A 25,604-nucleotide genomic window follows, 5' to 3' on the forward strand; every position below is an offset into this window, starting at 1 on the left:
ATACGGAAGCGACACCACTCATGACCGATACGGAGCGGAACAAGCAGCTCGTGCTGGAGTTCCTCGACCTCGCCTTCAACGGCAGGCAGCCCCACGAGGCGTTCTCCCGCTATGTCCACCCCGACTACGTCCAGCACAATCCGCACGCCCCCGACGGCGCCGAGGCGTCGGCGACCTTCCTGGCGGGGTTCGTGGGCGGCTTCCCGGACCTCAGCCTCGACATCAGGCGGGTCGTCGCCGAGGGCGGCCTGGTCGTCACCCACGGCCTGATGCGGCTGACGCCCGGCGACCGGGGCACGGCGATCGCCGACGTGGTGCGGCTTCGCGACGGCCGCATCGCCGAGCACTGGGACGTCGCCCAGGAGCTTCCCGAGACGACGGCCAGCGGCAACCCCATGGTCTGACGCGGCCTCCCGGTTGCCCGCCTCCCGCCCGGAGACGGCACCCGCCCCCCAGGAGCACGTGGCAGCGGCCCGCACCACGTATCGGCGCCACGGAGCCGGGCCCGCCCCCTGAACCGGGCAGAGGCCGCGCGGAGCCCGAGGGGCCCCGGACGCGCGGATGCCGCGTCCCGCCGAAGCGGGACGCGGCATCCGTCGCGGACGATCCGCGGGCTCAGAGACCGGCGGCGGCGCGCAGCGCCTCGGCGCGGTCCGTGGACTCCCAGGAGAAGCCCTCGCGGCCGAAGTGACCGTAGGCGGCCGTCTCCGAGTAGATCGGGCGCAGCAGGTCGAGGTCGCGGATGATCGCGGCCGGGCGGAGGTCGAAGACCTGGAGGACGGCCTCCTGGATCTTCTCCACCGGCAGCTTCTCGGTGCCGAAGCACTCGACGAACAGGCCGACCGGCTGGGCCTTGCCGATGGCGTAGGCGACCTGGACCTCGCAGCGGTCGGCCAGGCCGGCGGCCACGACGTTCTTGGCTACCCAGCGCATCGCGTACGCGGCGGAGCGGTCGACCTTGGACGGGTCCTTGCCGGAGAAGGCGCCGCCACCGTGGCGGGCCATGCCGCCGTAGGTGTCGATGATGATCTTGCGGCCGGTGAGGCCGGCGTCGCCCATCGGGCCGCCGATCTCGAAACGGCCGGTCGGGTTGACCAGCAGGCGGTAGCCCTCGGTGTCGATGTCGAGGCCCGCGAGCACGGGGTCGACCACGTGCTCCTTGATGTCGGGCGTCAGCATCTCCTTGAGGTCGATCTCGGCCGCGTGCTGCGTGGAGACGACCACGGTGTCGAGGCGGACCGGCTGGTCGCCGTCGTACTCGATGGTGACCTGGGTCTTGCCGTCGGGACGCAGGTAGGGCACGGTGCCGGACTTGCGCACGTCGGCCAGGCGCTTGGCGAGCCGGTGGGCCAGCGTGATCGGCAGCGGCATCAGCTCGGGGGTCTCGCGGCAGGCGTAGCCGAACATGAGGCCCTGGTCGCCGGCGCCCTGCCGGTCGAGCTCGTCGCCGTCGCCGCCGACGCGGTGCTCGTAGGCGTCGTCGACGCCCTGGGCGATGTCGGGCGACTGCGCGCCGATGGACACCGAAACGCCGCACGAGGCGCCGTCGAAGCCCTTGTGGGAGGCGTCGTAACCGATCTCCAGGATCTTCTCGCGGATGACGCCCGGGATGTCGACGTAGGTCTCGGTCGTCACCTCGCCCGCGACGTGGACCTGGCCGGTGGTGATCAACGTCTCGACGGCGACCCGGCTCTTGGGGTCGTCCTTGAGCATGGTGTCGAGAATCGCGTCACTGATCTGGTCAGCGATCTTGTCCGGGTGGCCCTCGGTGACCGACTCCGAGGTGAACAGGCGGCGTGACAACTCAGTGGCTCCTCATGCAGCGGCTGCTGACGGATGTGCGGCTCCGGCTGCTGTACGGGCCAGGGCCTCGCGAAAGTCTAGCCCTACCCGCGCGCCGGTCGCGAAACCGCCACGCGAACAGGGACTTCACAGATAGGGCAATGGATCGAGGGGAAGGGTCTCGGGGGCGAAGACCTCGGCGTCGGCCGCGGCCACGACCGCCGCGTACTCCTCGTCGACCTCGAACGCCATGGACCCGAGCTCGATCACGGGGCGTGGCGCCTGCATGATCGGCCCGAGCCGGGTGTGGCGCGGGAAGGCGGCGTGGACGGAGACGGGACGGTCGGTCCTGAGCATGCGGGTGGCGAGCACCGAGATGGCCTTGTCCGTGACGACGATGAGGAAGTTGGCGGCTCCGGGCGGGCCGATGGACAGCGCGGGGAAGACGTAAAGGATCTGCTCCTGCTGGCCGAGCAGCGTCCTGCAACGATCCCTGACAGCGGAACTCACCGGCATCGGGTCCCCCTTCGTGCCAAGTATCCGCAGCCCGAAGGGGTGCTGCAACAGCCGATCCGGTAATCGAGCGGTCCGGAAGCGGCGCTCCAGCGCGGCTCAGGCGAGACGGGAGGCCACGAGGTCCCAGACGGCGTCGGCGACGTCCTCCTTGGGGCCGCGCGGCACCTCGACGGGCGCTCCGCCGGCGACGAGCACGACGGCGGCGTTGTCGGGGGTGCCGAAGGCCAGGCCCGGGCCGACCTGGTTGACGACGAGCAGGTCGCAGCCCTTGCGGGCGAGCTTGGCCTGGCCGTTGGCGAGCACGTCGTCGGTCTCGGCCGCGAAGCCGACGATCACCTTCGGGGACGGCCCGCGCTCCCCCGCGGCCGGGCTCCGCTCTCCCGGCCGTTCGGGGCTCCGCTCCCCCGTTCCGGCGTACGGCGGAAGACCGCCGGGCCCGGGCGCGGCGCCGGCGACGCCCGCCGGGACGGCCCCTGAGGCGCCCGCCGGGACGGCCCCTGAGGCGGCCGCCGGGACGACCCCCGTGGCGGCGCGGCGCAGCTCGCCCAGCTCCGCCAGGATGTCGGGGTTCTTGACCAGGGTGATGGCGTCCGGCTCCCCGTCCGTCTTCTTGATCTTCGAGTCGTGCCGGACGGCGGGCCGGAAGTCGGCGACGGCCGCCGCCATGACCACCACGTCGGCGCCGGGCGCCGCGGCGAGCACGGCCTCGCGCAGCTCGGCCGTGGACTCGACGCGCACGACCGTGGCGCCGGCCGGGTCGGGCAGGGCGACGTTGGCGGCCACCAGGGTCACCTCGGCGCCCCTGGCCACGGCCGTGCGGGCCAGGGCGTAGCCCTGCAGCCCGGAGGAGCGGTTGCCGATGTAGCGGACCGGGTCGATGGGCTCGCGGGTGCCGCCGGCGGAGATCACCACCTTGCGTCCGGCCAGATCGCGGGGGCGGCCGCGCAGCACGCGCAGGCACACCTGGAAGATCTCGGCCGGGTCGGGCAGGCGGCCGGGCCCGGTGTCGGCGCCGGTGAGCCGGCCCACGGCCGGGTCGATCACGATGGAGCCCCGCTCGCGCAGCGTCTCGACGTTGGCGCGGGTGGCGGGGTGCTGCCACATCTCGGTGTGCATCGCGGGAGCGAACACCACGGGACACCGGGCGGTCAGCAGGGTGTTGGTGAGCAGGTCGCCGGCCAGCCCGTGGGCGGCCCTGGCGAGCACGTCGGCGGTCGCGGGCGCGACCACGACGAGGTCGGCGCCCTTGCCGATGCGGACGTGGGGCACCTCGTGGACGTCGTCCCACACCTCGGACGACACGGGATGGCCCGACAGGGCGGCCCAGGTGGGCTCGCCCACGAACCGCAGCGCCTCACGGGTCGGCACCACCCGCACCTCGTGCCCCGACTCGGTGAAGAGCCGCAGGAGCTCGCACGCCTTGTAGGCCGCGATGCCGCCGCTGACGCCGAGGACGACCTTCATCGAAGGGGTCAGACCGCGCCTTCGATGGGCTCGGCGTTGAGCAGGCCCTCGGAGACCTCGCGCAGGGCGATGGACAGCGGCTTCTCCTGGGCGTGCGTCTCGACCAGCGGGCCGACGTACTCGAGCAGGCCCTCGCCGAGCTGGGAGTAGTAGGCGTTGATCTGGCGAGCGCGCTTGGCGCCCATGATGACCAGGGAGTACTTGCTGTCGACGATGTCGAGCAGCGCGTCGATCGGAGGGTTGGTGATGCCCTCGGCGACCGGGGCCGTGCTTGCCACGATGGTCAGACCTCTCGGTTGGTGGTGGTGGTGACCCCCAGAGGGTCGGTCATCAAGGCTATCAGCCGGTGGCACACGTCTTTGACATCCGTGTTCACCAGGGTGAGGTCGAATTCCTTCTCGGCCGCCATCTCGATCCGCCCGGCCTCCAGGCGGCGGGCGATGACGTCCTCGGGCTCGGTGCCGCGCCCGCGCAGCCGCTTCTCCAGCTCCTCCCAGGTGGGCGGGGCGAGGAAGACGAGCAGCGCGTCGGGCATGGTCCGGCGGACCTGCCTGGCGCCCTCCAGGTCGATCTCCAGCAGGGTGGGGACGCCCGCGGCCAGCTTGTCCAGCACGGCCGCGCGCGGCGTGCCGTAGCGGTTGCCGGCGAACTCCGCCCACTCCAGCAGCTCCCCCGCCTCGACGAGCCGGTCGAACTCGGCGCCGTCGACGAAGAAGTAGTGCAGGCCGTTCACCTCGCCGGGCCGGGGCCGGCGGGTGGTCACCGAGACCGACAGCCACACCTCGGGGTGTGCCCGCCGGATCTCGGCGACGACCGTGGACTTGCCGACGCCCGACGGTCCCGAGAGAACCGTCAGGCGCCTTTCACCGGAGGGGAGGAAGTCGACCTTCGTCCCGGCGCGGACCGCCTCTCGGGCCCTTGCATCGCCGGACCAGGACCTCTCGGTCACCTTCCTACCCCCCGTCGAACCTGCGCTTTCGTGTGGAACAGAGACTAGCTCTCGTTGCCACCGAACTCGCGCTCGAGGGAAGCCCTCTGGTTCGCGCCGAGACCCCGCACGCGGCGGGACTCGGCGATGGCGAGCCGCTCCATGAGCTGCTTGGCGCGGACCTTGCCCACGCCGGGGAGCGATTCCAACAGAGCCGACACCTTCATCTTGCCGATGACGTCGTCGGTCTGCCCATCCTTGAGCACCTCAGCCAGAGATACCGCGCCGTGCTTGAGCCGGTTCTTGACCTCGGCACGCTCTTTACGGGCCTTGGCAGCCTTCTCCAGGGCTGCGGCGCGCTGCTCAGGGGTCAGGGGAGGAAGAGCCACGCCGGGTCACCTCGAATTTCTTGTCGACGTACTCGGACGGCACTGGAAACTAGCTGGTCATCAGCCCCTAAGCAACGCCAAGTCCAGTTTCTCCCCCGACAAAGTCAACTTCGTCACTTTGTGTGGCCATGTCACTACGGTGTGCTGATGAAATCGCTTGCACTTCCGACGTCGGCCGACGCCCGGGAAGGCCGGCGCCAAAACGGACGAAGATCGCATTATTGGCGATCTCTATGTCCGAAACCCCACGTCGAACGGCGTCCCAAACCCGGCCGGGTCGCGTTCGGGCGAGGCTTGTGGCAAGATTTGATCTTGTTCGTGGGGACGCTCCCCGGCCCGGGGGACGCCGGCTCCGCGTGGCCTCGTCACGCCTTCGGGCGGGATCTCGCGGCCGCGCGTGCGGGCGGTGTCCGGCAGGCCGTGCTTCGCGGCGCGGTCTGCCGCCGGCGGGGCGGCGGCGCCCGGCTCCGGAAGCGGCCCGGCGACGGGTGCTCTCCGTGGGGCGCTCAGGGGTCCGCCGAACGCCCCACGGAGCGGTGCGGGCCCGACGACCGCGAACCCGGGCTCCCGGGCCGCGTCACGGGCCCACAGAGCGCCGGACGGCCGTCAGGGCGAGGCCGGGGCGGCAGGCCCGGCACGGCGGGACCCGTGCGCGAGCCGACCCGTGCACGATGCGCGGAACCCCGCGAAGGGGCGCAGACGCCCAGGAGCGGCGCAGGCCCGTGGAAGGGCGCAGGCCCCAGGAGCGGCGCAGTGGCCGCCCCGGGGAGCACAGAGGGCTTCGAGGGGCCGCAGGACGGCCCTGGGGGCTCAGGAAGGCGTCGTGCGGCGCAGGGCGGCGGCGATCGAGGCGGCCGCGGCCCCCGGGTCCGGGGCGGCCGTGATGGGCCGCCCGATCACCAGCAGGTCGGCGCCGTCCGCCAGCGCCTGCTCCGGCGTCGCCACCCGGGCCTGGTCCTGCGCGTCGGCCCCCGCCGGACGCACCCCCGGCGTGATGAGGGTGATGTCCGGCCCCACCTCGGCCCGGACCGCCGCCACCTCGTTGGGGCTGCACACGAGCGCCGTGGCGCCCGCCTCGACCGACATGGCGGCCAGCCGCCGCACGGCGTCGTCCGCCGGCCCCGCCAGGCCGATGGCGGCCAGGTCGGCCTCGCCGAGCGAGGTGAGGACCGTCACGGAGGCGATCTGGGTGTGCGGGGCGGCCTCCACGGCCGCCCGGATCATCTTGGGGCCTCCTGCGGCGTGGACGGTCAGGATGGCCGGGCGCAGCCGGGAGACGGCCCTGGCGGCCCCGGCGACCGTGTTGGGGATGTCGTGCAGCTTCAGGTCGAGGAAGACGCGGACGCCGCTGGCTCCGCGCACGGAGGCGATGACGTCGGGCCCGTAGCGCAGGTACAGCTCCAGGCCGACCTTGACGGTGCTGACGTGCGGGGTCACCAGCCCGGCCCAGCGGGCGGCGGTCTCCAGGTCAGGGGCGTCGAGGGCGACGGCGATGGGTGCGGGCGTCACGGGGAGCTCTCCTCAGAGTCGACGAGCAGGTGCCGGGGGGCGCTCCCCGGCGGGCGGTGGGCCAGGCCGACGGCGTCGGCCAGCCGCTGGAAGCCGCGCGCCTGGAGCAGGTCCTCCAGCTCGCGCTCGATGCGCAGGCACGCGTACGGGTCGTGGAACAGCGCCGTGCCCACCCCGACCGCGCAGGCGCCCGCCAGGATGAGCTGGAAGGCGTCGTCGCCGGTCATGACGCCGCCGACGCCGATCAGCGGCACGCCGGGCAGCGCGGCGTGCACCTGCCACACGCACCGTACGGCGAGCGGCAGGATGGCCGGACCCGACAGCCCGCCGGTCACGGCGGCCAGCGAGGGCCGCAGCGCCACGGTGTCGATGGCCATGCCGAGCGGATTGTTGATCATGGACAGCGCGTCTGCCCCGGCGTCCACGCAGGCGCGGGCGACGGACACGATGTCGGCCACGTCCGGTGCCAGCTTGGCCACCACCGGGACGTCGTAGCGCATGATGGAGCGCACGGAGGCGATCACCTCGGCCGCGGCGGCCCCCTCGCGGGCGAAGACCCGGCCGCGGTCCTCGATGTTGGGGCACGACAGGTTGACCTCCAGCGCGGTGACGCCGGGCGCGTCGGCGAGCCTGCGGGCCAGCTCGGAGTACTCCGCGACGGTGCCGCCGCCGACCGAGACGATGGTCCTGATGCCGCGCTGGGCCAGCCAGGGCAGCTCGCGTTCGAGGAAGGCGTCGATGCCGGGGCCCTGGAGGCCGACGGAGTTGAGCATGCCGGAGGCGGTCTCGGCCATGCGCGGCGTCGGACGGCCCGCGCGCGGCGCCATGGTGACCGAGCGGGTGGTCAGCGCCCCGAGCCGGTGCAGGTCGAAGAACTGGGCCAGCTCGCGGCCCGAGGCGGCGCATCCGGCGGCGGTGGTGACGGGGTTGGCGAGCTCCACGTGCGCCAGGAACGTGCGCATGTCGACGGGCATGTCACCTCACCCGCGCCCGCGCGGAACAGCGGGACAGCCGTCGGCACAGTCGTCAGCCGGCCCGGCGGCCGCGACCCCCGGGCGCTCAGCCGGCATGGCGCGCACCGCCCCCGGGCGCTCAGCCGGCATGGCGCGCACCGCCCCCGGGCGCTCAGCCGGCATGGCGGGCACCGCCCCCGGGCGCGCCCAGGGCGTCGAACGGGATCGTCCCGACGTCCTCGAACCGCACCCGCTCCCCCCGGAAGACCGGCCCGTCGGCGCAGGCCCGCACCATCCGGGTCACCCCGTCGTCACCGATGACCGGCAGCACGCACGTCATGCACACGCCGATCCCGCAGGCCATCGACTCCTCCACCGCCACCTGCACCGGGATGTCGAACTCCATCGCCACGGCCGTGACCGCCCGCAGCGTGTCCATGGGGCCGCAGGCGTAGACGGCGTCGGCGCGGGTGTCGGCGATCACCGACGGCAGCGCGTCGGTGACCTTGCCGCGCAGCCCCAGCGAGCCGTCCTCGGTGGTGAGCGTGGTGGTGGCGGCCATGCGGCGGGCCCGCATGGCGCCGAAGACCCGGTCGGCGCTCGCGCCGCCGAGCAGGAAGTCGACCCGGCAGCCGCGCTCCATGAGGGCGTCGGCCACCGGGAACAGCACCGCCGCCCCGTACTCGTCGCCGACGAGCACGCAGTGGACGGGGTCGCGCGGCAGCGGGAACGGCCGCCCGAGCGGCCCGACCAGGTTGAGCGTGTCGCGGGCGCGCCGCTCGGCGAGCCAGGCCGTGCCCGGGCCGCGCACGGTGAAGACCAGCTCCACCGTGCCGCCGTAGTCGGGCTTGACGTCGTGGACGGTGAACGCCCGGCGGGTGATCATGGACGTGCCCGGCCCGCCGACGGCGACGGACACGAAGTGGCCGGGCCGGTGACGCTCGGCGATGCCGGGCGCCACCACCGTCAGCGCATGGTAGGCGTCGACGCGGCGCGTCGTCAGCACCGTGCCCGTCACCTGCACCGGAGTGCCGGCCAGTCTCCTTCACCTCCTGTGGGCCGCCCAGGACCCCCTGCTAGCCCCGCAGCGCCTGCGCGTGCTCCTGGAGGGACCGTACGCCCACATCGCCCCGGACGATGGCCTGGATGCCCGCGGCGGCCGCCGCGAGTCCTGAGACCGTGGTGATGCACGGGACGCCGCGCAGCACCGCCGCGGTGCGGATGTCGTACCCGTCGAGACGCGGGCCGGACTGCCCGGGGCTGCCGAACGGCGTGTTGACGATCAGGTCCACCTCGCCTTCGAGGATGCACTGCACGATCGTCGGTTCACCTCCGGGCCCGGGCCCCTCGCTGTGCTTGCGCACGATCTTGGCATGGACGCCGTTGCGGCGCAGCACCTCGGCCGTGCCCTCGGTGGCGAGGATCTCGAAGCCGAGGTCGGCCAGCGCCCGCACCGGGAAGATCATCGCACGCTTGTCGCGGTTGGCCACGGACACGAACGCGCGTCCCTTGGTGGGCAGCTCGCCGTAGGCGGCGGCCTGGGACTTGGCGTAGGCGACGCCGAAGAACCGGTCGATGCCCATGACCTCGCCGGTGGAGCGCATCTCCGGCCCGAGCACGGTGTCGACGCCGCGGAAGCGGTTGAAGGGCAGCACCGCCTCCTTGACCGCGATGGCCGCGTCCATGGGCAGCGTGCCGCCGTCGCCCTCGGCGGGCAGCATGCCCTCGGCGCGCAGCTCGGCGACCGTCGCCCCGAGCATGACCCGGGCCGCCGCCTTGGCCAGCGGCACCGCCGTGGCCTTGGAGACGAACGGCACGGTACGGCTGGCCCGCGGGTTGGCCTCCAGGACGTACAGGACTCCGGCCGACATCGCGTACTGGACGTTGAGCAGGCCGCGCACCCCGACGCCGCGGGCGATGCCCTCGGTGGCGGCGCGGATGCGCTTGATGTCGTGGCTGCCGAGCGTGATGGGCGGCAGGGCGCACGCCGAGTCGCCGGAGTGGATGCCGGCCTCCTCGATGTGCTCCATGACGCCGCCGAGGTAGAGCTCCTCGCCGTCGTAGAGCGCGTCGACGTCGATCTCGATGGCCTCGTCGAGGAACTTGTCGACCAGCACCGGGTGGCCGCCCTCCTGGGCCGCCATGTAGCCGCTCAGCGTCTCGTCGTCGTAGACGATCGCCATGCCGGCGCCGCCCAGCACGTACGACGGCCGCACCAGCACGGGGTAGCCGATCTCGCCCGCCACGCTCAGCGCGCCGGCCACGGTGGTGGCGGTGCCGTGCTTGGGCGCGGGCAGCCCGGCCTCGGCCAGGACGCGGCCGAACGCGCCCCGCTCCTCGGCCAGGTGGATCGACTCGGGCGAGGTGCCGACGACCGGCACGCCGGCGTCCTTGAGCGCCTGGGCCAGGCCCAGCGGCGTCTGCCCGCCGAGCTGCACGATGACGCCCGCGACCGGGCCCGTCTGCTGCTCGGCGTGGACCACCTCCAGGACGTCCTCCAGCGTGAGCGGCTCGAAGTAGAGCCGGTCGGAGGTGTCGTAGTCGGTGGAGACCGTCTCGGGGTTGCAGTTGACCATGACGGTCTCGAACCCGGCCCGCGACAGCTCGAACGAGGCGTGCACGCACGCGTAGTCGAACTCGATGCCCTGCCCGATGCGGTTGGGGCCGGAGCCGAGGATGATGACCTTCGGCCGCTCGCCGGCGGGGACCTCGTTCTCCTCGTCGTAGGTCGAGTAGAGGTACGGGGTCTTGGCGGCGAACTCGGCGGCGCAGGTGTCGACCGTGTTGTAGACCGGGCGGACGCCGAGGGCGTGGCGCAGGTCGCGCACCCGCGCCTCGCCGACGCCGCGGATCTCGCCGATCTGCGCGTCGCTGAAGCCGTGGCGCTTGGCCCGCTCCAGCACGCCGGCGGTCAGCTCGGTCGCCGCGGCCAGCTCGGCGGCCTCCTCGTCGAGCAGGAAGAGCTGGTCGATGAACCACGGGTCGACGCTGGTCGCCTCGTACAGCTCCGCGGCCGTGGCGCCGGCCCGGATGGCCTGCTGCATGGTGCGCAGCCGCCCGTCGTGCGGGGTGCGGCAGGCGTCCAGCAGTTCCTGCTTGGCGGGCAGCTCGCCGGGCGCCCACGAGAACGACGAGCCGGACTTCTCCAGCGAGCGCAGCGCCTTCTGCAGCGCCTCGGGGAAGGAGCGGCCGATCGCCATGGCCTCGCCCACGGACTTCATGTGCGTGGTCAGGGTGCGGTCGGCGCCGCGGAACTTCTCGAAGGCGAAGCGCGGCACCTTGACCACGATGTAGTCGAGGGTCGGCTCGAAGGAGGCCGGCGTCTCGCGGGTGATGTCGTTGGGGATCTCGTCCAGGGTGTAGCCGATGGCCAGCTTGGCGGCGATCTTCGCGATGGGGAAGCCGGTCGCCTTGGAGGCCAGCGCGGACGAGCGCGACACGCGCGGGTTCATCTCGATGACGATCATGCGGCCGGTGCGCGGGTCCACCGCGAACTGGATGTTGCAGCCGCCGGTGTCGACGCCGACCTCGCGGATGACCGCGATGGCCACGTCGCGCATGTTCTGGTACTCGCGGTCGGTCAGCGTCAGCGCGGGCGCGACGGTGACGCTGTCGCCGGTGTGGACGCCCATCGGGTCGATGTTCTCGATGGAGCACACGATGACGACGTTGTCGGCCTTGTCGCGCATGACCTCCAGCTCGTACTCCTTCCAGCCGAGGATCGACTCCTCCAGGAGCACCTCGGTGGTCGGCGACGCGTCGAGGCCCGCGCCGGCGATGCGCCGCAGGTCGGACTCGTCGTAGGCGAAGCCGGAGCCCACGCCGCCCATGGTGAACGACGGCCGCACCACCAGCGGGTAGCCCAGCTCGCCCACGGCGGCCAGGCAGTCGTCCATGGTGTGGCAGATGACCGAGCGGGCCGACTCGGCGTTGAGGCCGTGCTCGCGGGCGACCTTGGCGACGATCTCCTTGAACCGCTCGCGGTTCTCGCCGGCCTGGATGGCGTCGAAGTCGGCGCCGATCAGCTCGACGTCGTAGCGCTCCAGCACGCCCGACTCGTGCAGCGCGACCGCGGTGTTGAGCGCGGTCTGGCCGCCCAGGGTCGGCAGCAGCGCGTCGGGCCGCTCCTTGGCGATGATCTTCTCGACGTACTCGGGGGTGATCGGCTCGACGTACGTGGCGTCGGCGAACTCCGGGTCCGTCATGATCGTGGCGGGGTTGCTGTTGACCAGGATCACCCGGAACCCCTCGGCCCGCAGCACGCGGCAGGCCTGGGTGCCGGAGTAGTCGAACTCGCACGCCTGTCCGATGACGATCGGCCCGGAGCCGATCACCAGGACCGACCTGATGTCCTCACGCTTGGGCACGGTTCATGACCTCGCAGAACTCGTCGAACAGATAGGCGGCGTCGTGGGGGCCGGCGGCGGCCTCCGGGTGGTACTGGACGCTGAAGGCGCGGCCGTCGAGCAGGCGCAGGCCCTCCACGCAGCGGTCGTTGAGGTTGACGTGGCTGACCTCGGCCGGGCCGAACGGGGTGTCGAACGGCCCCTCCAGCGGCGCCTCGACGGCGAACCCGTGGTTGTGCGCGGAGATCTCGACCTTGCCCGTGCGCACGTCCTGGACCGGCTGGTTGACCCCGCGGTGGCCGTAGCGCAGCTTGTAGGTGGAAAGGCCCAGAGCGCGCCCGAAGAGCTGGTTGCCGAAGCAGATGCCGAAGAACGGGGTGCCGCTGGCCAGCACCTCCCGCAGCGGCTCGACGTCGGCGGTGGCCGGGTCGCCGGGGCCGTTGGAGAAGAACACGCCGTCGGGCCGCAGGCCGAGGATCTGCTCGGCGGTGGCGGTCGCGGGCAGCACGTGCACCTCGCAGCCCCGCTCGGCCATGCGGTGCGGGGTCATGCCCTTGATGCCGAGGTCGACGGCCGCGACCGTGTAGCGCTTCTCGCCGATGGCGGGCACCACGTACGGCTCGGCGGTGGCCACCTCGGCGGCCAGGTCGGCGCCCTCCATGACCGGCGCCTGCCGTACCCGCTCGACCAGGGCCTCCACCGGCTCGGCCGGCGCGCTGAAGATGCCGGCGCGCATGGCGCCGCGCTCGCGCAGGTGGCGGGTCAGGGCGCGGGTGCCGGGGATGGCGATGCCGACGACGCCCTGCTCCTTGAGGTAGTCGTCGAGCGAGCGGTTGGCGCGCCAGTTGGAGACGACGCGGGACGGCTCGCGCACGACGTAGCCGGCCACCCACACGCGGCCCGACTCGGGGTCCTCGTCGTTGACGCCGGTGTTGCCGATGTGCGGGGCCGTCATCGCGACGATCTGCCGGTGGTAGGACGGGTCGGTCAGGGTCTCCTGGTAGCCGGTCATGCCGGTGTTGAAGACCATCTCGCCGAACGTCTCGCCCTCGGCGCCGTAGGGGGTCCCACGGAAGGTCCGCCCGTCTTCGAGTACGAGTAGCGCTTCGGTCACCGGAACCTCACCAGGGAGCCGTAATCTGCGGAGCTTGTGCGGATGGCCATGTTCTCTCGACTCCGTCCACTAGAGTTCGGAGCGCCGGCGATAACCAAGCCGACGTGCTTGACGGCCCCAGGGCATGGGGTTGCAGCGCGGGGAGCCCTCCAGCCGCTGGGCGGGGCCGTGAACCGCGAACCGCCCGGGGTGACCCGGGAAACCCGGTCCGGCGAGGACAGGGTGGATGTCAAGTGAGCTTCCCTTCGAGGACGGTGGGCCGGCCGCGCAGGAACGTCGCCACCACGCGGCCCGGCAGCGTCATGCCCTCATAGGGCGTGTTCCTGCTCTTGGACGCGTAGCCGGACGGATCGACCGGGGTGCGGACGGACGGGTCGTAGAGGGTGATGTTGGCCGGCGCGCCCGCCTCCAGGGCGAGGCCGTGGCCGGGCAGGCGGCCGATGCGCGCCGGGGCGGCCGACATGCGCTCGGCCACGCCCGCCCAGTCGAGCAGCCCGGTGTCGACCATGGCCTCCTGGACCACGCTGAGCGCCGTCTCCAGGCCGATCATGCCCATGGCCGCGGCCGACCACTCGGTCTCCTTGTCCTCGACCGGGTGGGGGGCGTGATCGGTGGCGACCACGTCGATCGTGCCGTCGGCCAGCGCGGCGCGCAGCGCCTCGACGTCGGCGCGGGTGCGCAGCGGCGGGTTGACCTTGTAGATGGGGTTGTAGGCGCCCACCGGGGAGTCCTCGACGAGGTCGTCGGTGAGCAGCAGGTGGTGCGGGGTGACCTCGGCCGTGACGTTCCAGCCCTTGGACTTGGCCCAGCGGATGATCTCGACCGAGCCGGCGGTGGAGACGTGGCACACGTGCAGGCGGGAGCCGACGTGCGCGGCCAGCAGGCAGTCGCGGGCGATGATCGCCTCCTCGGCGACCGCGGGCCAGCCGGTCAGGCCGAGCCGTCCGGAGACGACGCCCTCGTTCATCTGGGCGCCCTCGGTCAGCCGCGGCTCCTGGGCGTGCTGGGCGACGACGCCGTCGAAAGCCTTGACGTACTCCAGCGCGCGCCGCATGAGCACCGCGTCGCTGACGCACTTGCCGTCGTCGGAGAAGACGCGGACCCGGGCCGCGGAGTCGGCCATCGCGCCGAGCTCGGCCAGCCGCTCGCCCTCCAGGCCGACGGTGACCGCGCCGACCGGCTGCACGTCGCAGTGGCCGTGCTCGCGGCCGAGCCGCCACACCTGCTCGACCACGCCGGCGGTGTCGGCGACGGGCGAGGTGTTGGCCATGGCGTGGACGGCGGTGTAGCCGCCGCGGGCGGCGGACTGGGTGCCGGTCAGGACGGTCTCGGCGTCCTCGCGGCCGGGCTCGCGCAGGTGGGTGTGCAGGTCGACGAGGCCGGGCAGGGCGATCGCGCCCCCGCCGTCCACGACCTCGCCGCCGCTCAGGCCGGGACCGATCTCGGCGATCAGGCCGTCCTCGACACGGATGTCCACGGGTTCCCCGCCGAGAACCCGAACACTCTTGATGATCATGCTAGGGTCTCTCCCCCGAGCAGCAGGTACAGGACGGCCATGCGGATGGTCACCCCGTTGGCGACCTGCTCGACGATGGTCGAGCGCGGGGAGTCGGCCACCTCGGCGGCGATCTCCATGCCCCGGTTCATCGGGCCGGGGTGCATCACGATGGCCTGGTCGGGCATCTTGGCGAACCGGTCGCGGTCGAGGCCGTAGCGGCGGGAGTACTCGCGCTCGCTGGGGAAGTACGCGGCGTTCATCCGCTCCTTCTGCACCCGCAGCATCATCACCGCGTCGGACTTCGGCAGCACCGCGTCGAGGTCGTAGGAGACCTCGCACGGCCAGCTCCCGACCGAGACCGGCAGCAGCGTGGGCGGCGCCACCAGCGTGACGTCGGCGCCGAGCGTGGCCAGCAGCAGCACGTTGGAGCGGGCGACCCGGCTGTGCAGCACGTCACCCACGATCGTGATGCGGCGCCCGTCGAGGCCGCCGAGGCGGCGGCGCATCGAGAACGCGTCGAGCAGCGCCTGCGTGGGGTGCTCGTGGGTGCCGTCGCCGGCGTTGACGACGCTGCCGCGCACCCAGGTGGCCAGGCGGTGCGGCGCGCCGGAGGCGCCGTGCCGGATGACGACCGCGTCGGCGCCCATGGCCTCCAGGGTGAGCGCGGTGTCCTTGAGCGACTCGCCCTTGGAGACGCTCGACCCCTTGGCGGAGAAGTTGATCACGTCGGCCGACAGGCGCTTGGCCGCGGCCTCGAACGAGATGCGGGTGCGGGTGGAGTCCTCGAAGAACAGGTTGACCACGGTGCGTCCGCGCAGCGTGGGCAGCTTCTTGATGGACCGTTCCGAGACCCTCGCCAGCTCCTCGGCGGTGTCGAGGATGAGCAGCGCGTCGTCCTTGGTGAGGTCGCCGGCGGAGATGAGGTGGCGGTTCACTTGGCGCCCTCCTTGATGAGCAGGACGGCCTCGCGCCCGTCGGTCTCCTCCAGGTAGACCTTGACCTTCTCGCTCTTCGCGGTCGGCAGGTTCTTGCCGACGTAGTCGGCGCGGATGGGCAGCTCCCGGTGGCCCCGGTCGACGAGCGTGGCGAGCTGCACGGAGGTCGGCCGGCCGAGGTCGTTGAGCGCGTCGAGCGCGGCGCGCACGGTGCGGCCGGAGTAGAGGACGTCGTCGACCAGCACGACGGTCTTGCCGTCGATGCCGTCGGGCGGCAGCTCGGTGCGGCCGAGCGGCCGGGCCGGCTTGAGCCGCAGGTCGTCGCGGTACATCGTGATGTCGATCGAGCCGACGGGGATCTTGACCCCTTCGAACTGCTCGATGCGGTCGCCGAGGCGGCGCGCCAGCGTGGCGCCGCGGGTCGGGATGCCGAGGAGGACGACCTCGCCGGCGCCCTTCGTGCGCTCGAGGATCTCGTGCGCGATGCGGGTCAGCGCCCGATGGATGTCCGGGCCTTCAAGGACGGCCCTGGATTCGGACATGGGGAATTCACCACCTTTCCCGCCTCACGGGACGGGTCTTAAAGGGTTTGGCCGCACTCACATTACCAGGCGTCACCAGCCACAACAGGGCGGGGCCATCCGCGTGACACCGCGCTCCTCGGGGAAGAGACAGACAATGACGTTCCATGTCGATTCGGAGGTGGGCCGGCTCCGGCAGGTGTTGCTGCACAAGCCCGACCTGGCGCTCAAGCGGCTGACGCCCACCAACAAGGACGATTTCCTGTTCGACGACGTCCTGTGGGTGCAGCGGGCGATGGAGGAGCACGAGGAGTTCCAGGACGCGCTCCGCCGTCGCGGCGTCGAGGTGCACATCCTGGCCGACCTGCTGCGCGAGACGGTCGAGATCCCCGAGGCCCGCAAGCACATCCTGGACGCGATCGTGGACGAGCGCTTCATGGGTCCCCTGGCGGTGGACGACGTGCGCAACACGCTCGACGCGATGGACTCGGCCACGCTGCAGACGTACCTGACGGGCGGGATCACCAAGAGAGAGCTCGCGGAGCTGGGCTGCGACCCCAAGTCGGTCGCCTACCACTCGCTGCCGGAGGACGGCTTCGTGCTGCCTCCGCTGCCCAACCACCTGTTCACGCGCGACACCTCGTGCTGGGTGTACGACGGCGTCTCGATCAACGCGATGCGCAAGAAGGCCCGCATGCGCGAGACCGTGAACATGGAGGCGGTCTACCAGTACCACCCCACGTTCGCCGACGGCTTCGGCGTGCCGCAGAAGGGCGGCTTCCACGTCTGGCTGCCCGGCCACGCGGTCGCGCCGGCCACGCTGGAGGGCGGCGACGTGCTCGTCATCGGCCGCGGCGCCGTGCTCGTCGGCATGAGCGAGCGCACCCGCCCGCAGGCCGTCGAGATGTTCGCCCAGCGGCTGTTCCAGGCCGGCTCGGTGACCAGGATCGTCGCGCTGCACATGCCGAAGGCGCGCGCCTTCATGCACCTCGACACGGTCATGACCATGGTGGACGTGGGCGTGTTCACCAAGTACGCCGGGCTCGGCATGCTGCCGTCGTACACGATCGAGCCGGGCGACACCGAGAAGGAGCTGAAGGTCACCGACCACCCGCCGGAGGACATGCACCGGGCCATCGCCCGCGCGCTCGGCCTCGACGACATCAAGGTGCTCACGCCGACCCAGGACGTGTACGCCGCCGAGCGGGAGCAGTGGGACGACGGCTGCAACGCGCTGGCCGTCGAGCCCGGCGTGGTCGTCGCCTACGAGCGCAACACCACGACCAACAACTTCCTGCGCGACAACGGCATCGAGGTCATCACCATCCGGGGCAGCGAGCTGGGCCGGGGCCGCGGCGGGCCGCGCTGCATGAGCTGCCCGCTCGAACGCGACGGCATCTGACGGGATCTGACGGGATCGGGGACGGGAACGGGGAGGGGGCCGGATGCGGGTCATCGTCGCCCTGGGCGGCAACGCGGTGCTGCAACGGCAGCAGAAGCCGGACGCCCACACGCAGGTCGCCAACGTGGCCGCCGCCGTGCGGACGCTGGCCGGCCTGGCCGAGCGGCACGAGCTGGTCATCACGCACGGCAACGGCCCGCAGGTCGGGCTGCTGGCCCTAGAGAGCGCCACCGACCACCACCTGACCCGGCCCTACCCGTTCGACGCGCTGGGCGCGCAGACCCAGGGCATGATCGGCTACTGGATGCTCCAGGCCCTGCAGAACGCGCTGCCCGGCCGTCAGGTCCTCGCCATGGTCACGCAGACGCTCGTCTCGGCCGTCGACCCGGCCTTCGACGACCCCGGCAAGTTCGTCGGCCCGGTCTACGACCGCGACGAGGCCGCCAAGCTGGCCGAGGAGTACGGCTGGAGCGTCAAACAGGACGGCGACTACTGGCGGCGGGTCGTCCCCTCCCCCGCGCCGCAGCGGGTCGTGGAGACCCGGCTCATCCGCCGGATGCTGGGCGAGCGGGTCATCGTGATCTGCGCCGGGGGCGGCGGCGTGCCGGTCATCCGCGACGAGCACGGCCGGCTGTCCGGCGTCGAGGCCGTCATCGACAAGGACGCGACCGCCTCGATGCTGGCCGAGGCCCTCGAATGCGACGCGCTGCTCATCCTCACCGACGTGCCGCGCGTGATGCGCGGCTTCGGCACTCCCGCGCAGAGCGAGATCGGCCACACCACCCCGCACGAGCTGCGCGCGCTCGACTTCCCGGCCGGCTCGATGGGGCCGAAGGTCGAGGCGGCGTGCAGGTTCGTCGAGACGACCGGCGACATGGCCGCCATCGGCCGGCTCGACCAGGCGGAGCAGATCCTGGAGGGCTCCGCGGGCACCATCGTCACGCCCAACGCCCGCTGGCCGCTGACGAGCACGCTCTAGGTCCGTAGGAGGTTCCGGTGACACTGGCCCAACGGCTCTTCCGCACCAAGCCGACCGCGCAGATCGTCGCGGAGGGCGGCCGGGGCGAGGGCGGCGAGCTGCGCCGCACCATGTCCCTGTGGCAGCTCACGCTCTTCAGTGTCGGCGCGACGCTCGGCACGGGCATCTTCGTCATCCTCGGCCAGGCCGTGCCCAAGGCCGGTCCCGCGGTGGTGCTGTCGTTCGTGCTCGCCGCCATCACGGCGCTGTTCTCCGCGCTGTCGTACGCGGAGCTGGCCGGGACCATCCCGGTGTCCGGCTCGTCGTACTCGTACGCGTACGCGACGCTGGGCGAGCTGATCGCCTGGGTGTGCGGCTGGTGCCTCATGCTGGAGTACGCCGTCTCGGTGGCGGCCGTGGCCGTCGGCTGGGGCCAGTACCTCAACTCGTTCCTGCACAGCCTGTTCGGGTGGACGCTGCCCACCGCGATCATCGCCTCCCCCGGCCAGGACGGCGGCGTGATCAACCTGGCCGCCATCCTCATCGTCGTGCTGGCCACCTGGGTGCTGCTGTACGGGGCCTCCGAGAGCGCCACGGCCAACGCGATCTTCGTGCTCATCAAGATCGTCGTGCTGGTGTTCTTCTGCCTGGTGGCGTTCTCGGCGTTCCAGGCGAAGAACTTCACGCCGTTCGCCCCGCTGGGCGTCGCCGGCATCACGGCCGCCGCCTCGCAGGTGTTCTTCTCCTACATCGGCTTCGACGCCGCCTCCACCGCCGGTGAGGAGGCCAGGAACCCCAAGCGGGACCTGCCGCTGGCCATCATCCTGTCGCTGGCCATCGTGACGGTCCTGTACGTCGCCGTCGCGGCGGCGGCGGTGGGCGCCATGCACTGGACGCAGTTCGACCCCGAGAGCACCGAGGCGAGCCTGGCGCAGATCGCCGACCTCGCGACCGGCTCGACCTGGGCCGGGCTCATCGTGTCGTTCGGCGCGGTCATCGCCATCGCCAGCGTCGTGCTGACCGTCATCTACGGCCAGACCCGCATCCTGTTCGCGATGTCGCGCGACGGGCTCATCCCCCGGGTGTTCCAGAAGGTCAACCCGCGCCACCAGGTGCCGGTCGCCAACACGCTCATCGTCGCGGCGTTCATCTCGGTGCTGGCCGGATTCGTGCCGCTCGGCCAGCTCGCCGAGGCCACCAGCATCGGCACCCTGTTCGCGTTCCTCATCGTGAACGTCGGCGTCCTCGTGCTGCGCTACCGCAGCCCCGAGCTGCCCCGCAGCTTCCGCACGCCGCTCTTCCCGCTCACCCCGGTACTGGGCGCGATCTTCTGCGCCCTGGTGATGGCCGGGCTGGCGGGCGTCACCTGGCTGGCCTTCGGCCTGTGGATGCTGGTGGGCCTGGCCGGGTACTTCCTGTACGGCTTCCGCAAGTCGCGCCTGAACGCGGAGGTGGTCTGATGCGGTTCGACAACATCCTGGCCGGAGCCATCCCCGAACCCAGGGGCCGCGACGGGCTCGTGCTGGCGGCGCTGCTGGCCAAGCAGTCCGGCGGCCGTCTCACGGTGGCCGCGATCCAGCCGCCCGGCTGGGGCACGCCCGGTCCGGCGCGCGCGGAGGACGCCGCCTGGCGCGCCTACCTCAAGGAGCAGGCCGAGACCACGCTGGCCCAAGCCCGGCAGATCGCCGGGGAGGACGCCGAGTACGTGGTCCACGCGCACCGGGGCAGCGGGCGCGGCCTGGTGGAGCTCGCGCGCCGGCGCTCGGCGGACGTCGTCGTGATCGGCTCGGCGCCGGACGGCGCCAAGGGCCGCATCGCGATCGGCAGCACCGCCGACCAGCTCCTGCACTCCTCGCCGGTGCCGGTGCTGCTGGCCCCGCGCGGCTACGCCGAGGACCCGCCGGGCGTCTTCGAGCGCCTCACGGTCGCCTACCGGCGCAGCCCGTGCTCCGACGCGGCGGTCGCCTCGGCCGCCAAGGCGGCGGCCGCGCTGGGGGTCCCGCTGCGCCTGGTCACGATGGTGCTCAGCAGCGGCAGGAAGGTCGAGATCGAGGAGCGGATGCTGGAACGGCTGCGCGACCAGACCGCGGCCGACCTCAAGGTGGCGGCGCGGGGGCACCGGCGGCGGCTGGACGTGGAGGTGGAGGTGCTGGAGGGGCGGAACGTGGCCCAGGCGCTCGTCACGACGTCGTGGCGGCCCGGGGAGATCCTCGTGTGCGCGTCCAGCACGGGCGGGCCGCTGCGCCGCGTCTTCCTCGGGGACACGTCCGTCAAGATCGTCAAGGCCGCCACGTGCCCTGTGATGATCCTCACTCGACAACCGTGAAACGGAAAAGTCGTACTCGACAAACCGTGACGAAGTACCGTTATTGCCGGGACAAGTGGGACTAATGTGGCGTACCCTCCCGGATCGGATTCGGCATCTTTTTTCCAATCAGCTTGACCTTGGGCGTCCTCCCCTTTACCGTCACTGTGCGTAACCACACCACGCGGGGTTTTTGGGGTAAACCCAGGGCCTTGGCTACCGATGGTGCCGAGTTCGGCACCAGACCCCCGGTGGCTTCGGCGTTCACCGCGGGGGAGCACAATCTACTGATAGCGATACATACGAGAGCCGGGGGGCCACACGATGCCGTCTGAGTACGCAAAGTCGCTGGGTGCACGACTGCGCGCCATCCGCACCCAGCAGGGCCTGTCCCTGCACGGGGTCGAGGAGAAGTCGCGTGGCAGGTGGAAGGCCGTGGTCGTGGGGTCGTACGAGCGCGGCGACCGCGCCGTCACGGTGCAGAAGCTTGCCGAACTTGCCGACTTCTACGGAGTGCCCGTCTCCGAGCTCCTGCCGGGCGGCGCCGCGCCCAGCCCGCTCGGTCCGACGCCGAAGCTTGTGATCGACCTGGAGCGGCTTGCCACGCTGCCGAAGGAGAAGGCCGGGGCGCTCGCCCGCTACGCCGCCACCATCCAGAGCCAGCGTGGCGACTACAACGGCAAGGTGCTGTCGATCCGCCAGGAGGACCTGCGCTCCCTGGCCGTGATCTATGACAAGTCGCCGAGCGAGCTGACGGAGGAGCTGATCAGCTGGGGCGTCCTGGACGCGGAGGCCCGCAGGGCGGTCGAGTCGTTCTGACCCGCCCGGCCCGGGGCTCTGGCCCACCGGCTCCCGTCCCGGTTCCTTCGCCGGGGGCGAGATGGTTTCCCACCTGAGGGGCGCGCACCGCACTGCGCGCCCCTCAGGCGTGTCCGGGGCCCGTCGCACGCGGTTCGGTTCGCCCGCCCGCCCCCTACGAGTCGCCCTCGACAGGTGTTCGCCCTGGGACGTCCTCCGAAGGCGGGGGACGTCCCCTGAGAGCCCTGGACGTCCGTGGAGAGGGCGCGCATGACGAGCGAGGGGCGGGGCCGTTCTGGCGCACGCCGTCACAGGTGCTTGCGTGGCGTCGGCGGGGTACTCGTCCGCGACGCGACCTCCGAAGCGGAGGGCGTACCTGGGCAGGCGGGCTGGAAGGCACGAGCAGGCGCTCGGCCGCGCGCGTCGCCCGCGCCTCGCCGCCGACGCTTCCGGCGGCCGGCGCGGCCGAGCGCGGCGTGAAGCGAGGACGGCAGCGAGCGCGGCGCAGAGCAGGGACGACGCCGAGCCCGGCGCGGAGCGGGGACCGCGCCGAGCCCGGCGCGGAGCAGGGACGACGCCGAGCCCGGCGCGGAGCAGGGACGACGCCGAGCCCGGCGCGGAGCGGGGACCGCGCCGAGCCCGGCGCGAAGCAGGGACGGCGGCGCGGAGCGGGGACGGCGGCGAGCGCGGCGTGAAGCGAGGACGGCAGCGAGCGCGGCGCGGAGCGGGGACGGCGGCGCATCGCAGTCGCGTGAGGACGGGCAAGCCTCCGGTGCGCCTTGGGGGCCGCGCCGATCAGCGCGGCGGCAGAGAAGAGGGCAAGGCCCTGGTCGTAGCTCTGGCTCAAGCCGCGCCAGAAGAAGGCGGCCCTGGCCGTGACTCTGGAGGCGCGCCACACAAGGTCGGCCCTGGCCGTGACTCTGGAGGCGCACCACAAAGGTGGGCCCTGGCCGTGGCTCTGAAGCCGCGTCAGAAGAGGGCGGGGCCCTGGGGTGGCTGGGCGCGGCGGCGGCTCACCCGGCCAAAGGGACCTCGACGGGCAACTGGGGTTGGGTAGGGACCCCCAGCATCTCCTCCACTCGCGTCACAAAGGTCTCGGCCTCGGCCAGCAGCTCGTCGGCGTCGGCCGCGGAGACCCCGCGGACCATGCCGGCCTCGGCGGCGGCGCGCTTGGCGGCGCTCACCGCGAAGTAGGCGGCCCACTCCGCGAGCTCGGGCTCCGCCTCCGGGAGCAGCTCCCACGCGCTGCGCAGGCGGCGCCTGCGGCCCTCCATCGGCCGGGGCCGGGCGGCCAGGATCGCGGCGGCCGCGCGCAGCGCCGCCAGGTGTGCCGACACGTATCGGGATGCCGGGGTGCGCGCGACCGACGCCTCCGCCAGGCAGGAACGTGAATCCGCCAGGTGCGCCCGAACGGCTTGCGACAGCCGGGGACCCTGCGGGTCTCTAGACCGTGGTGCCATGTGCACGCCTCCTTGGGGTCGTGGCGGGCGGCCGGCGTCACCGCCGGTGAAGCCAGAATCGCAGGCGCCACCGACAATTCCGCCGGGCCGGCCGGACGTGGAGCTTCCCCTCTCCCCGTCCGGCCAGGACACGCCCTGCTCGTCTCCGCCGACGACGAGGACGCGCCCTTCGCCCGTGGAGCCTGACCGCGGGTCTCGCTTGGGGGAAGCGTGGCCCGCGACCAGGTCCTTCGACGTGAGCCGCGAGCCTCACGTCACTACGTCGAACATAATTTCGATCACGCTCGGTGTCAACCCGTTTCAGAACACAGGTTCGATCGGCATGGCGAGAACGCGACGCATGACGTACGGACGACCCCTCCGTGGCCGCGGACGCGGCCCGGGCCGCCTCAAGCACGGCCCGAGCGGCATCATGCGAGACCCCTGGCGCGGCCTCGACGGCCCCGCGTGCGGCCCAGACGACCCCAAGCGCGGCCTCCGCGGCCTCGGGTGCGGCCTAGGCGGCCCCAGGGGCGGCCTTCCGGCCCCCTCGGGCGGGTGGCGTCACTCCGCGATCGACAGGGCGCCCGACGGGCACAGCGTCACCGCGCGCCTGACCCCGTCCTCCAGTTCCGCCGGCGGCGACGTCTCCAGCAGGACCACCGTCCCGTCCTCGTCGCTCTGGTCAAAGACCTGCGGCACCGTGAGCGCGCACATGCCCGCCCCGATGCACACCGTCGTGTCAGCCTTGATCTTCATGGTGATCTCCCTACCACGTGACGGGGAGGCGGTGCACCCCGTAGATGCTCATGTCCGTGCGCATCGGCACCTCCTCCGGCGGCACGGCCAGGCGCAGCCCGGGGAAGCGGCGCAGCAGCGCCGGGAAGCCGATCCGCATCTCGATGCGCGCGAGCTGCTGGCCGAGGCACTGGTGGATGCCGTGGCCGAAGGTCAGGTGGCCGCCGGCGGGCCGCGCCAGGTCGAGGGAGTCGCCGCCGGGGAAGCGGGCGGGGTCGCGGTTGACGACGGGCAGGCTGAAGGCGACCGACTGGCCCTTCCGGACCATGACGCCCTCCACCTCGACGTCCTCCAGCGCGGAGCGGATCGGGCCGATGTGGATGATCGTGAGGTAGCGCAGCAGCTCCTCCACGCCGTTGTCGACCACGGACGGGTCGTCGCGCATGGCGGCGAGCTGGTCCGGGTTGCGCAGCAGCGCGTACGTGCCGAGGCCGAGCATGTTCGCGGTCGTCTCGTGCCCCGCCACGAGCAGCAGGAACGCGACGCCGGTCAGCTCGTCGTCGGCCAGCTCGCCGCCCTGGACCAGGCCGCTGATCAGGTCGTCCTGGGGCTCGGCGCGCTTGCGCTGGATGAGGTCGTACAGGTAGCCGGTCATGCTCCGCATGGCGTCGATGACCTCGTCGGCGCCGCTCTCCAGTGCGAGCAGCGCCCTGGAGTAGCTCTGGAAGCGCTCCCTGTCCTCGTACGGCACGCCGAGCAGCTCGCAGATCACCAGCGACGGGATCGGCAGCGCGAAGTGCTCCACCAGGTCGGCGGGCCTGCCCGCGGCCGCCAGGGCGTCGAGGCGGGCGTGAGTGATCTCCTCGACGCGCGGTTCGAGCTGCTTCATCCGGCGGACGGTGAACTGGCCGGTGAGCAGCTTGCGGTAGCGCGTGTGCTCGGGCGCGTCCATGCGCAGGAAGAACCCCGGCACCGCGAACTCCCTGCCGCGCAGCTTCTCCGCGACCTCGGCGCGGGCCGGGATGGTGGGGTGCGTGAACTCGGGCCGGTTGCTGAAGCGGGGGTCGGCGAGGATGGCGCGGGCGGCCGTGTAACCGGTGACCAGCCAGCCCTCGTGCCCGTCGGCGAAGGTCAGCCGATGGAGGGGCGCCTCCCCGCCCAGTCCGGCGATCCGGTCCGGCGGGTCGAACGGGCGTTCGCGGTCGGTGGTCATGACGAGCTCTGACATCCGTGGCTCCTAGCGGTCGCCTTGCACAGAACTTCCGGGTCACCCCCCACAAAACATCATCGAATGCAAACTTTCAATGGATGAAAATCCAAAATGCGTGCAGTACAGTTCCGCCATGGCGGGCATCAGGGAGCGCAAGAAGCAGCGCACGCGCCGGGCGCTGATCGAGGCGGCGCTCCGGCTCTTCGCCGAGAAGGGCTACGAGGAGACCACGCTCGCGGAGATCGCGGCGGAGGCGGACGTGTCGACGCGCACGTTCTTCAGCTACTTCGCGAGCAAGGAGGACGTGCTCCTCCACGACATCCAGACCCGTATGGAACGCACCATCGCGATCGTGGCCACCCATGCCCCCGACGAGCCCCTTTCCGACCTGCTGATGCGGATCGTGCGCGACGCGCTCGGCCAGGTGGCCGACGACGAGGACTACGACGCCGAGAAGGCGCGGGTGCGGATCCGGCTCGTGACCACCGTCCCCGGCCTGCAGGCGCGCGCCCTGCGGATCATGTTCGCCAACCAGCTCCGGCTCGTGCAGGCGCTGGAGGAGGCGTACCGGGGACGGCTCGGCATGGTGGAGGCCGCGGCGGCGGTGGGCGCGCTCGCGGGCGCGGCCAAGCTGGCGATCGTGGCCAGCGTCGAGCGGGGCGACTCGATGGAGGAGGCGCTGGCCGCCGCCCTGCGCGCGGCGGAGATCTCGGTGCGGGGCCTCGGCTCGCTGACCTGAGCCGCGGCCCCCCGCGCATCTGGGTGGGCGGCGGCCCGCCCACGCTGTCGCTCCGGGTTC

24 protein-coding genes are annotated in these 25,604 nt (G+C 72.2%); 7 read left to right on the forward strand and 17 right to left on the reverse strand.

The genetic code is table 11. The features are described 5' to 3' along the window. The first annotated feature begins 20 nt into the window (after window positions 1–20). Window positions 21–404: a nuclear transport factor 2 family protein gene (locus HD595_RS02295; protein ID WP_253765324.1), complete on the forward strand. Its 384-nt coding sequence runs from the start codon at window positions 21–23 to the stop codon at window positions 402–404. Between the two features lie 211 nt (window positions 405–615). Here HD595_RS02295 and metK read toward each other — a convergent pair whose 3' ends face one another. The 14 genes from metK to pyrR form a co-directional block, all read right to left on the reverse strand. Further along, window positions 616–1,803 carry a methionine adenosyltransferase gene (gene metK, locus HD595_RS02300; RefSeq protein WP_253765325.1) on the reverse strand — a complete coding sequence of 396 codons (1,188 nt, stop codon included), beginning with the start codon at window positions 1,801–1,803 and terminating at the stop codon, window positions 616–618. 126 nt (window positions 1,804–1,929) lie between these two features. After that, on the reverse strand, window positions 1,930–2,298 hold the full coding sequence (locus HD595_RS02305) for a hypothetical protein (RefSeq protein ID WP_253765326.1): 369 nt from the start codon (window positions 2,296–2,298) through the stop codon (window positions 1,930–1,932). Window positions 2,299–2,394: 96 nt separating this feature from the next. Continuing rightward, on the reverse strand, window positions 2,395–3,762 hold the full coding sequence (coaBC, locus tag HD595_RS02310) for a bifunctional phosphopantothenoylcysteine decarboxylase/phosphopantothenate--cysteine ligase CoaBC (protein WP_253765327.1): 1,368 nt from the start codon (window positions 3,760–3,762) through the stop codon (window positions 2,395–2,397). 8 nt (window positions 3,763–3,770) lie between these two features. Continuing rightward, window positions 3,771–4,040 carry a DNA-directed RNA polymerase subunit omega gene (rpoZ, locus tag HD595_RS02315; protein ID WP_175588770.1) on the reverse strand — a complete coding sequence of 90 codons (270 nt, stop codon included), beginning with the start codon at window positions 4,038–4,040 and terminating at the stop codon, window positions 3,771–3,773. 5 nt (window positions 4,041–4,045) lie between these two features. Then, window positions 4,046–4,618 (reverse strand): guanylate kinase, encoded by a 573-nt coding sequence (gmk, locus tag HD595_RS02320; RefSeq protein WP_253781020.1) that lies wholly within the window; start codon window positions 4,616–4,618, stop codon window positions 4,046–4,048. Window positions 4,619–4,755: 137 nt separating this feature from the next. Beyond that, window positions 4,756–5,079, reverse strand: coding sequence for an integration host factor, actinobacterial type (gene mihF, locus HD595_RS02325; protein ID WP_020541698.1), 324 nt, complete (start codon window positions 5,077–5,079; stop codon window positions 4,756–4,758). Between the two features lie 810 nt (window positions 5,080–5,889). After that, window positions 5,890–6,588 (reverse strand): orotidine-5'-phosphate decarboxylase, encoded by a 699-nt coding sequence (gene pyrF / locus HD595_RS02330; protein ID WP_253765328.1) that lies wholly within the window; start codon window positions 6,586–6,588, stop codon window positions 5,890–5,892. Then, complete coding sequence (locus HD595_RS02335; protein ID WP_253765329.1) at window positions 6,585–7,562, reverse strand: dihydroorotate dehydrogenase; 978 nt, start codon at window positions 7,560–7,562, stop codon at window positions 6,585–6,587. Before HD595_RS02335 ends, pyrF begins: the two co-directional genes overlap by 4 nt. Before the next feature lie 151 nt (window positions 7,563–7,713). Next, a complete protein-coding gene (locus HD595_RS02340; protein ID WP_253781021.1) occupies window positions 7,714–8,580 on the reverse strand; it encodes a dihydroorotate dehydrogenase electron transfer subunit in 867 nt (288 codons plus the stop codon). 37 nt (window positions 8,581–8,617) lie between these two features. Further along, on the reverse strand, window positions 8,618–11,908 hold the full coding sequence (gene carB, locus HD595_RS02345) for a carbamoyl-phosphate synthase large subunit (RefSeq protein WP_253765330.1): 3,291 nt from the start codon (window positions 11,906–11,908) through the stop codon (window positions 8,618–8,620). Beyond that, a complete protein-coding gene (gene carA / locus HD595_RS02350; RefSeq protein WP_253765331.1) occupies window positions 11,895–13,001 on the reverse strand; it encodes a glutamine-hydrolyzing carbamoyl-phosphate synthase small subunit in 1,107 nt (368 codons plus the stop codon). The genes carB and carA overlap by 14 nt, the downstream gene beginning before the upstream one ends. 229 nt (window positions 13,002–13,230) lie before the next feature. After that, window positions 13,231–14,517 (reverse strand): dihydroorotase, encoded by a 1,287-nt coding sequence (locus HD595_RS02355; RefSeq protein WP_253765332.1) that lies wholly within the window; start codon window positions 14,515–14,517, stop codon window positions 13,231–13,233. Then, entirely contained in the window at window positions 14,514–15,434 is a 921-nt protein-coding gene (locus tag HD595_RS02360; protein WP_253765333.1) for an aspartate carbamoyltransferase catalytic subunit, read from the reverse strand. Before HD595_RS02360 ends, HD595_RS02355 begins: the two co-directional genes overlap by 4 nt. Further along, window positions 15,431–15,976, reverse strand: a complete 546-nt coding sequence (pyrR, locus tag HD595_RS02365) for a bifunctional pyr operon transcriptional regulator/uracil phosphoribosyltransferase PyrR (RefSeq protein WP_175588778.1) — start codon at window positions 15,974–15,976, stop codon at window positions 15,431–15,433. The genes HD595_RS02360 and pyrR overlap by 4 nt, the downstream gene beginning before the upstream one ends. 136 nt (window positions 15,977–16,112) lie before the next feature. Here pyrR and HD595_RS02370 point away from each other — a divergent pair, with 136 nt between their 5' ends. The 5 genes from HD595_RS02370 to bldD all read left to right on the forward strand — a co-directional run bounded on the left by HD595_RS02370 (window position 16,113) and on the right by bldD (window position 21,439). Beyond that, window positions 16,113–17,357 (forward strand): arginine deiminase, encoded by a 1,245-nt coding sequence (locus HD595_RS02370; RefSeq protein ID WP_253765334.1) that lies wholly within the window; start codon window positions 16,113–16,115, stop codon window positions 17,355–17,357. 43 nt (window positions 17,358–17,400) lie between these two features. Continuing rightward, window positions 17,401–18,336 (forward strand): carbamate kinase, encoded by a 936-nt coding sequence (gene arcC, locus HD595_RS02375; RefSeq protein WP_253765335.1) that lies wholly within the window; start codon window positions 17,401–17,403, stop codon window positions 18,334–18,336. A 17-nt stretch (window positions 18,337–18,353) separates the two neighbouring features. Continuing rightward, the gene (locus HD595_RS02380; protein WP_253765336.1) at window positions 18,354–19,775 is read left to right on the forward strand and encodes an amino acid permease; all 1,422 of its coding nucleotides are present in this window, start codon (window positions 18,354–18,356) and stop codon (window positions 19,773–19,775) included. Next, window positions 19,775–20,641, forward strand: a complete 867-nt coding sequence (locus HD595_RS02385; protein WP_253765337.1) for a universal stress protein — start codon at window positions 19,775–19,777, stop codon at window positions 20,639–20,641. Before HD595_RS02380 ends, HD595_RS02385 begins: the two co-directional genes overlap by 1 nt. Window positions 20,642–20,944: 303 nt before the next feature. After that, window positions 20,945–21,439 carry a transcriptional regulator BldD gene (gene bldD, locus HD595_RS02390; protein ID WP_026214021.1) on the forward strand — a complete coding sequence of 165 codons (495 nt, stop codon included), beginning with the start codon at window positions 20,945–20,947 and terminating at the stop codon, window positions 21,437–21,439. A 992-nt stretch (window positions 21,440–22,431) separates the two neighbouring features. On the opposite strand, the gene HD595_RS02395 is transcribed toward bldD, so the two are convergent. The 3 genes from HD595_RS02395 to HD595_RS02405 form a co-directional block, all read right to left on the reverse strand. Then, window positions 22,432–22,878, reverse strand: coding sequence for an SAV_6107 family HEPN domain-containing protein (locus HD595_RS02395; protein ID WP_301309418.1), 447 nt, complete (start codon window positions 22,876–22,878; stop codon window positions 22,432–22,434). A 543-nt stretch (window positions 22,879–23,421) separates the two neighbouring features. Beyond that, window positions 23,422–23,616 carry a ferredoxin gene (locus tag HD595_RS02400; RefSeq protein ID WP_253765339.1) on the reverse strand — a complete coding sequence of 65 codons (195 nt, stop codon included), beginning with the start codon at window positions 23,614–23,616 and terminating at the stop codon, window positions 23,422–23,424. A 10-nt stretch (window positions 23,617–23,626) separates the two neighbouring features. Next, a complete protein-coding gene (locus tag HD595_RS02405; RefSeq protein WP_253765340.1) occupies window positions 23,627–24,823 on the reverse strand; it encodes a cytochrome P450 in 1,197 nt (398 codons plus the stop codon). Between the two features lie 115 nt (window positions 24,824–24,938). Here HD595_RS02405 and HD595_RS02410 point away from each other — a divergent pair, with 115 nt between their 5' ends. Next, on the forward strand, window positions 24,939–25,544 hold the full coding sequence (locus tag HD595_RS02410; RefSeq protein ID WP_253765341.1) for a TetR/AcrR family transcriptional regulator: 606 nt from the start codon (window positions 24,939–24,941) through the stop codon (window positions 25,542–25,544). The last annotated feature ends 60 nt before the right edge of the window (window positions 25,545–25,604 follow it).

Origin of the sequence: Nonomuraea roseoviolacea subsp. carminata, from assembly GCF_024172185.1 — a bacterium.
GTDB lineage: Bacteria > Actinomycetota > Actinomycetes > Streptosporangiales > Streptosporangiaceae > Nonomuraea > Nonomuraea roseoviolacea.